Origin of the sequence: Bradyrhizobium sp., assembly GCF_049798375.1 — a bacterium.
Lineage (GTDB): Bacteria > Pseudomonadota > Alphaproteobacteria > Rhizobiales > Xanthobacteraceae > Bradyrhizobium.
This window is the reverse complement of record NZ_JBARGP010000164.1, coordinates 1-7,153: the sequence shown is the minus strand read 5'-3', so window position 1 is coordinate 7,153 and position 7,153 is coordinate 1. Positions and strand designations below refer to the sequence as shown.

At 64.7% G+C, this 7,153-nt stretch carries 7 protein-coding genes and 2 pseudogenes; 6 read left to right on the top strand and 3 right to left on the bottom strand.

The window, feature by feature from the left end:
* The 6 genes and pseudogenes from WA702_RS07015 to coaA all read left to right on the top strand — a co-directional run.
* Window positions 1-196 (top strand): annotated as a pseudogene (locus tag WA702_RS07015) (DUF2628 domain-containing protein); the annotation flags it as partial.
* Complete coding sequence (gene hisH, locus WA702_RS07010) at window positions 193-843, top strand: imidazole glycerol phosphate synthase subunit HisH (RefSeq protein WP_425109804.1); 651 nt, start codon at window positions 193-195, stop codon at window positions 841-843. The pseudogene WA702_RS07015 and the gene hisH, both read left to right, overlap by 4 nt.
* A 60-nt stretch (window positions 844-903) precedes the next feature.
* Window positions 904-1,641, top strand: a complete 738-nt coding sequence (gene hisA, locus WA702_RS07005) for a 1-(5-phosphoribosyl)-5-[(5-phosphoribosylamino)methylideneamino]imidazole-4-carboxamide isomerase (protein WP_425109803.1) — start codon at window positions 904-906, stop codon at window positions 1,639-1,641.
* Between the two features lie 11 nt (window positions 1,642-1,652).
* Window positions 1,653-2,429, top strand: a complete 777-nt coding sequence (hisF, locus tag WA702_RS07000) for an imidazole glycerol phosphate synthase subunit HisF (RefSeq protein WP_425109802.1) — start codon at window positions 1,653-1,655, stop codon at window positions 2,427-2,429.
* A 75-nt stretch (window positions 2,430-2,504) separates the two neighbouring features.
* Complete coding sequence (locus WA702_RS06995; protein WP_425109801.1) at window positions 2,505-2,828, top strand: phosphoribosyl-ATP diphosphatase; 324 nt, start codon at window positions 2,505-2,507, stop codon at window positions 2,826-2,828.
* Between the two features lie 46 nt (window positions 2,829-2,874).
* Window positions 2,875-3,831 carry a type I pantothenate kinase gene (coaA, locus tag WA702_RS06990; protein WP_425109800.1) on the top strand — a complete coding sequence of 319 codons (957 nt, stop codon included), beginning with the start codon at window positions 2,875-2,877 and terminating at the stop codon, window positions 3,829-3,831.
* Window positions 3,832-4,086: 255 nt separating this feature from the next.
* Here the strand turns inward: coaA and WA702_RS06985 are convergent, their stop codons facing one another.
* From WA702_RS06985 to WA702_RS06975, 3 genes and pseudogenes are all read right to left on the bottom strand, one after another.
* On the bottom strand, window positions 4,087-6,327 hold the full coding sequence (locus WA702_RS06985; RefSeq protein ID WP_425109799.1) for an ATP-binding protein: 2,241 nt from the start codon (window positions 6,325-6,327) through the stop codon (window positions 4,087-4,089).
* A 128-nt stretch (window positions 6,328-6,455) separates the two neighbouring features.
* Entirely contained in the window at window positions 6,456-6,950 is a 495-nt protein-coding gene (locus WA702_RS06980) for a hypothetical protein (RefSeq protein ID WP_425109798.1), read from the bottom strand.
* 106 nt (window positions 6,951-7,056) lie between these two features.
* Window positions 7,057-7,153 (bottom strand): annotated as a pseudogene (locus tag WA702_RS06975) (ATP-binding protein); the annotation flags it as partial.

Below are 7,153 nucleotides of genomic sequence, written 5' to 3'. Positions count from 1 at the left end.
CGTCGGCGACGACCGCGACGCGGCCGAGCGGCGCTTCTTCGAACGCTGGGCCGCGCGCCGCGGCGTACCGGCTTACGATGACTATATGGTGGATCGCGGTGCTCCGCCGCCGACCCGCGACAATGGTAATCGTCCGCCGCCGATGCCGCATTCCAGCATCATTGGCTTGTTCCCCGAACCAGGAGGTGGACGATGAGTGTCGCGATCATCGATTACGGCTCCGGGAATCTGCATTCGGCCGCCAAGGCGTTCGAGCGCGCCGCGCGCAGCATGGAAGATCCCCAGAAGATCGTCGTGACGTCGGATCCCGATGCGGTCTATCGCGCCGATCGCATCGTGCTACCCGGCGTCGGCGCCTTCGCGGATTGCCGCCGCGGCGTCGATGCGGTCGACGGCCTGCTCGAAGCCATGACCGAAGCGGTCCGCCACAAGGCGCGGCCGTTCTTCGGCATCTGCGTCGGCATGCAGTTGATGGCGACCCGCGGCAAGGAGCACGTCACCACTGACGGCTTCAACTGGATCGCTGGCGATGTCGAGAAGATCGCGCCGCGTGACGAGAGCCTGAAGATCCCGCATATGGGCTGGAATACGCTCGACCTGATCCAGGAGCATCCGGTGCTGGAGCGGCTGCCGCTCGGGCCAAAGGGTCGGCACGCCTATTTCGTCCACTCCTATCACCTCAACGCGGTGAACGAGAACGACGTGCTGGCGCGCGCCGATTACGGCGGGCCGGTCACGGCGATCGTTGCCAGGGACACCGCGATCGGCACCCAATTCCATCCGGAGAAGAGCCAGCGCTTCGGCTTGGCGCTGATCTCGAATTTCCTGAAATGGACGCCGTGATGTCAGTGCTCCTCCCCGTGTGGAGAGGAGTCGCCTCGGCTGGTTGAAAGTTGTTTTCCGATGATCTTGTTTCCCGCTGTCGACCTGAAGAACGGCCAGTGCGTGCGGCTCGAGCAGGGCGACATGGCGCGCGCGACCGTGTTCAATCTCGATCCTGCTGCGCAAGCCCGGAGCTTCGCCGACCAGGGCTTCGAATATCTCCACGTCGTCGACCTCGATGGCGCCTTCGCCGGCAAGCCGATGAATGCGCATGCGGTCGAGACGATGCTCGAAGCGGTCAAGATGCCGGTGCAGCTGGGCGGCGGCATTCGCGATCTCAAGACGGTGGAAGCCTGGCTCAACAAGGGCATCACGCGTGTCATCATCGGCACCGCGGCGGTGCGCGATCCCGAGCTGGTGAAGACAGCGGCCAAGGCGTTTCCCGGCCGCGTCGCGGTCGGGCTCGATGCGCGCGATGGCAACGTCGCGGTCGAGGGCTGGGCCGAAGTATCTGAGGTGACTGTGCTCGATATCGCCAGGCGGTTCGAGGATGCCGGCGTCGCCGCCATCATCTTCACCGACATCGCCCGCGACGGCCTCCTCAAGGGCCTCAATCTCGACGCCACGATCGCACTTGCTGACGCGATCTCGATCCCGGTGATCGCCTCCGGCGGCCTCGCCTCGATCGACGACATCAAGGCGACGCTGACGCCGCGCGCGAACAAGCTCGAAGGCGCGATCGCCGGCCGCGCGCTCTATGATGGCAGGCTCGATCCCGCGGAGGCGCTTGCGCTGATCCGCGGTGCACGCGTCGCGTAGGAGATCGTCAGATGTTCAAGGTCCGCGTCATCCCCTGCCTCGACGTCAAGGACGGCCGTGTCGTCAAGGGCGTCAACTTCGTCGACTTGCGCGATGCCGGCGATCCGGTCGAGGCCGCGATCGCCTATGACGCTGCCGGCGCCGACGAGCTCTGCTTCCTCGATATCACCGCGACCCATGAGAACCGCGGCACCATGCTCGATGTCGTCAGGCGGACGGCGGAAGCCTGTTTCATGCCGGTGACGGTCGGCGGCGGCGTGCGTACCATCGACGACATCAAGACGCTGTTGCGCGCCGGTGCCGATAAAGTCTCGATCAATTCGGCCGCGGTCGCGCGGCGCGAGTTCGTCAAGGAAGCTGCCGAGAAGTTCGGCGAGCAGTGCATCGTGGTGGCGATCGACGCCAAGAGCGTCGCCCGCGCCGGCGGCGGCTCGCGGTGGGAGATCTTCACTCATGGCGGCCGCAAGTCGACCGGCATCGATGCGCTGGAATTTGCGCAGGAGGTGGTCGCGCTCGGCGCCGGCGAGATCCTGCTGACCTCGATGGACCGCGACGGCACCAGGCAGGGCTTCGACCTGCCGCTGACGCGGGCGATCGCCGACAGCGTGCCGGTTCCCGTGATCGCCTCCGGTGGCGTCGGCAATCTGGATCATCTGGTCGACGGTATACGCCAGGGCCATGCCACCGCCGTGCTGGCCGCTTCGATTTTCCATTTCGGCGAATTTACCATCCGTGAGGCCAAGGATCATATGCTGCGCGCAGGCCTGCCCATGCGTCTCGATCCCTGACTTCGCGTCGTAGACCTGTTAAATAACAATCGTTGCGCCCGCGGCTTTGCGGGCGCCCGTACCGAGTACCATTTGATGTCCCGATTCACGCTCCATGACCTGGCCGCCATCATCGATGCCCGTGCCGAAGCGGGCGGCGAGGCGTCCTATACCCGCAAGCTGCTCGACAAGGGTCCGAAGCACTGCGCCAAGAAAATGGGCGAAGAGGCCGTCGAAACCGTGATCGCGGCGATCGAGGATGATCGCGATCATTTCATCGCCGAAAGCGCCGATCTGTTGTTTCATCTTCTGGTGCTTCTGAAGTCGCGCGGCGTTCGCCTCGAAGACGTCGAGGCGGCCTTGGCCAAACGGACCGGCATGTCCGGGCTGGAAGAAAAGGCGTCACGCAGGAAAGAGTAGCCTGGCGGATTTAGGAAACCGCTTGGGGGGAAGCGAGGTCAGCGTCATGGATATGCGCACCACCGAACAACAATATAATCCGTATCGTATCTTCACCCGCGAGCAATGGGCGGAGCTGCGCAACGACACGCCGATGACCTTGGAGCCCGGCGAGTTCGACAAGCTTCGCTCGATGCATGATCGCCTCGATCTGAAAGAGGTCGAGGACATCTATCTGCCGCTGTCACGCCTGTTGTCGATCTATGTCGACGAGATGCAGCGGCTGTATTATGCGCAGCGGCAGTTCCTCAACATCCGCGATCGCAAGATGCCCTATATCATCGGCGTCGCCGGCTCGGTCGCGGCCGGGAAGTCGACCACCGCGCGCGTCCTGCAAGCGCTGCTGGCGCGCTGGTCGCCGCGGCCGAAGGTCGATCTCATCACCACCGACGGCTTCCTGTATCCGAAGGCGGTGCTGGAACGGCAAGGCCTGATGCAGAAGAAGGGCTTTCCGGAAAGCTACGATCTACCGCGGCTGCTCAACTTCCTTTCGGACATCAAGTCCGGACGTCACGCGGTGCGCGCGCCAGTCTATTCGCATTTGACCTACGATATCGTGCCGAACCAGTGGACCGAGATCGACCAGCCGGACATCCTGATCGTCGAGGGCGTCAATGTGCTGCAGACCGGTCCGCTGCCACGCGATGGCCAGGCCGTGCCTGTGGTATCGGACTTCTTCGACTTCTCCGTCTACATCGATGCCGACGAGGCGGTATTGCGCAACTGGTATGTGAAGCGCTTCCTGTCGCTGCGCGACACCGCGTTCCATGATCCTCGTTCCTACTTCCATCGCTACGCACTGTTGTCGGATGAGGAAGCCACCGCGACCGCGACCGCGATCTGGGAGCGCACCAACCTCGCCAATCTCGAGGACAACATCCTGCCGACCCGGCCCCGCGCGACCTTGATCCTCAAGAAAGGTGCCGACCACGGCATCGAGTCGGTGGCGCTGCGGCGGCTGTAAATGCGCCCTACATGCCTGATTCCAAGCCTCGGTCTTATTGATACAGACCCCGCTGTCATCGTCCGCGAAGGCGGACGATCCAGTACGCCGTGACGTCTCTGTTCGATCTCTTCTGCCGCGGAGTACTGGATGCTCCGCCTGCGCGGAGCATGACAGCGTTGGAGATGGCGAGATCTCAATCCATTCTGCGACGGCCGAATTCATGGAACGGTGTTCTAGAGTTCTTGTCCCGTTTCGTTCGGGACGCCCCCGACTTCAAGCCGCCACATGCCTTGCCGCCGCCAGCGCAGCAAGCGCTTCGTCGAGCTTGTCGCGGTCGAGCGGCTTGATCAGGAAGCCGTCCATGCCGGCCTCGAAGCAGGCATAGCGGTCCTCCACCAGCGTGTTGGCGGTGAGTGCCAGGATCGGTGTGCGCCGGCCGGATCCGGCGGCTTCATGGGCGCGGATGCGCTTGGCGGCCTCGATGCCGTCGAGCTGCGGCATCTGCAGGTCCATCAGGATCAGATCGTAGGGCGCTCCGGCCGAGCGTGCGGCGAGCCAGGATTCCAGCGCCGCTGCGCCATGCGTGGCGATCACGGTCCGATGGCCTGATTTGGTCAGCAGCGAGCGCATCAGAAGCGCGTTGATCTCATTGTCCTCGGCGACCAGGATCGAGAGGCCCTTGTTCGCGGCAGCCGGCACCCTGGCGATCGGTTCGGCAATGAAATCGTCGGCAAGCGCCGGCGCTGCGACATCGGGCGTGACGGCGAGGCGGGCCGCAAGCGAAGCCGCGCGCAACGGTTTGACGAGATAGCCGGTGAAGGGCAAGGCGGGCTGCAGGTCGTGACGCGTAGCGGGCGTCACCATCACGATGCGCCGCGGCGAATGGCTTTGCGCCGCCTTTGCCATCGCAATCGCGGCATCCCGGCCGAGGGCGTCATCGACCAGCACCGCGTGCCAGTTGCGCTCGGGCAGCAGCGCGGCAGCGATGTCAGTGTCGGCAATCTGGCAGGTCTGGCCGCCCCAGCTTTGCAGGCGACGCGCGATCAGGTCGGCCTCGATGCCCTTGACGGCAACGAGCATGACCGATTGCCCGGTCAGATCAGGCACGATGGCGGTGCTCAGGCCATCCTGTTCGGCCGCGGCGGGCAGCGGCACCGCGACCTCGAAAGTCGAGCCGACGCCGGGCTTGCTCTCGAGGGTAATCCGGCCGCCCATCCGCCGCACGATGCGTTCGGAGATCGAGAGCCCAAGTCCAGTGCCGCCGAAACTGCGGGCGATGCCATCATTGGCCTGCTCGAATTCGCTGAAAATGCGCTCTTGCGCCTCGGGTGCGATGCCGATGCCGGTGTCCGTGACCTGGAACTTGATCTCGCCCGGCCAGATGCCAGGCTCGACAATCAGGGCAACGCCGCCCGTCGTCGTGAACTTGATGGCATTGCCGGCGAGATTGAGCAGCACCTGGCGCAGCCGCGCCATATCGCCGATCACATGCGACGGCAGCCGGTCGTCGACATAGGCGGCGATCTCGAGCTGCTTAGCCTGCGCGCGTGGTGCCAATAGTTCGGTGATGTCCTCGATCAGCGGCGTGAGCGCGAACGGCCGCGCCTCGAGATCGAGCTTGCCGGCCTCGATCTTGGAATAATCCAGCAGCTCCTCGATCAGCGACGTCAGAGCTTCGCCCGAGGTCCTGACCGCCTTGGCATAGGTCTTCTGCTCCGGCGTCAGCGGGGTGTCGAGCAGCAGCCCTCCCATGCCGATGATGCCGTTCAGCGGCGTGCGGATCTCGTGACTCACCATCGCGAGGAAGCGCGATTTGGCGCGGCTCGCTGCATCGGCGTGGTCGCGTGCCTCGCTGAGCGCCCGCTCGGTCTCGGTACGATCGGTGACATCGCGGCCGACACATTGCAGTACGGCCGGTTGGCCGGCATCGGAGCGCACCAGCGCCTCGCGCCACGCGATCCAGCGCGGACCGATCGCGCTGTCGATGCGCTGGTCGTGCACGCGGGTGCCGTTCGGCTCCAGCGCGGCGTCGCCCTGCTCCAACAGCTCGAACGCAAAGCGGCTGCCGAGCAGCGCGTCGCGGTCCCTGCCGGCGATCTCGCAATAGGCATCGTTGACGAAGGTGATGCAGCCTTCGCTGTCGCGCATCACGATCAGGTCGCCCTGGGATTCGAACAGGCTGCGGGCGCGCTCCTCCGCCTCCTGCAGCTCCCAATTGCGGTCGGCCAGCACCTCATTGTGAAGCGCGATCTTGAGCAGCTTCTTGCGCATGAAGCGCAGGCGCATGCTCACGGTCGCCAGCGCGACGCAGGCGACCGCGAACAGGAAGCTCGCGCCGATGGCAAACGCTTGGGGATTGTAGCCGGAATGCGCCGACTGGCTGGCTTTGATGAAGCCGTAGAGGCCGCCGAACCCGGCGGAGAAGATCATGAAGGAGCGCAGGACGGAGATCAGCAGCTGCTGCCGGCGCGCGAACCGGCGCAGGCGCAGCTTGATACGGAAGAGCCGTCCCATCACCTGATGTCCCCTAGAAGTTCCGAACGCCACGATCGATGGTCGACAAGATGTGGCGATGATCTTGCGGAGAGTTTGAGAGCCGCACGGGTGGATGCGAACAGAGTGAATAAAACGTTAGATGCGGCCTACGGCGCTGCTTCGGCCAATTGCTGGTCGTGTGGCTGGCGGTTGAGCTGATCTTGGACATGGGCGCCGACGATCAGCGCCGCCGCGTCGTGCACCGAGAAGCGGCTCGATCGCACGAAGACGCGATAATCGGCGGGGCCGTTCTGAGCGAGGTAGATCAGAGCCGAACGGTGCGTGGGATCGGCGGCCATGGCCACAGACTGCGTGGCGGCTGTCATATCGCAGGCCTTGTCGTCGACCTCTGCGCCGTCATCGACCATGACGAAGTCTGCGTCACCGGCATTGTCGGCAAGGCCGACGCGCACCGTCGCGAGCTTCGGATCGTCAGTGAAATCGACATGCAGGTCGGCGTGCCAGGGCTCGGAGCCGATCTCGACATTGCCGGCGCCGATCGGGATGCAGGGGCGGGCCGCAGGGGACGCCTCCAGCCGGGCAACAATGGCCACGACGGCGATCAGCGGCACGGCCGCGATCAGGACCTTGGAACGCAACATGGCACAAACTCGCTCAACGCGGGCCCTAGGAACACTGGCCTTATGGTTGTCGGAGCGTAAACAGAAGTCGTTACCAGTTGATTGACGGCCGCGCGATCAAGCGCGCTCACGCCGCACTGCGCGCGTCATCGGCCAGCGCGCGGTAGGACAGCGCTTCCGCCAGATGCAGCCGGCCGACCTTGTCGGCGCGGTCGAGGTCGGCG

Bases quoted from the DNA above. Each gene is read 5' to 3' on its own strand.
- hisH (WP_425109804.1), top strand. From the start codon at position 193: ATGAGTGTCGCGATCATCGATTACGGCTCCGGGAATCTGCATTCGGCC.
- hisA (WP_425109803.1), top strand. From the start codon at position 904: ATGATCTTGTTTCCCGCTGTCGACCTGAAGAACGGCCAGTGCGTGCGG.
- hisF (WP_425109802.1), top strand. From the start codon at position 1,653: ATGTTCAAGGTCCGCGTCATCCCCTGCCTCGACGTCAAGGACGGCCGT.
- WA702_RS06995 (WP_425109801.1), top strand. From the start codon at position 2,505: ATGTCCCGATTCACGCTCCATGACCTGGCCGCCATCATCGATGCCCGT.
- coaA (WP_425109800.1), top strand. From the start codon at position 2,875: ATGGATATGCGCACCACCGAACAACAATATAATCCGTATCGTATCTTC.
- WA702_RS06985 (WP_425109799.1), bottom strand. From the start codon at position 6,327: ATGGGACGGCTCTTCCGTATCAAGCTGCGCCTGCGCCGGTTCGCGCGC.
- WA702_RS06980 (WP_425109798.1), bottom strand. From the start codon at position 6,950: ATGTTGCGTTCCAAGGTCCTGATCGCGGCCGTGCCGCTGATCGCCGTC.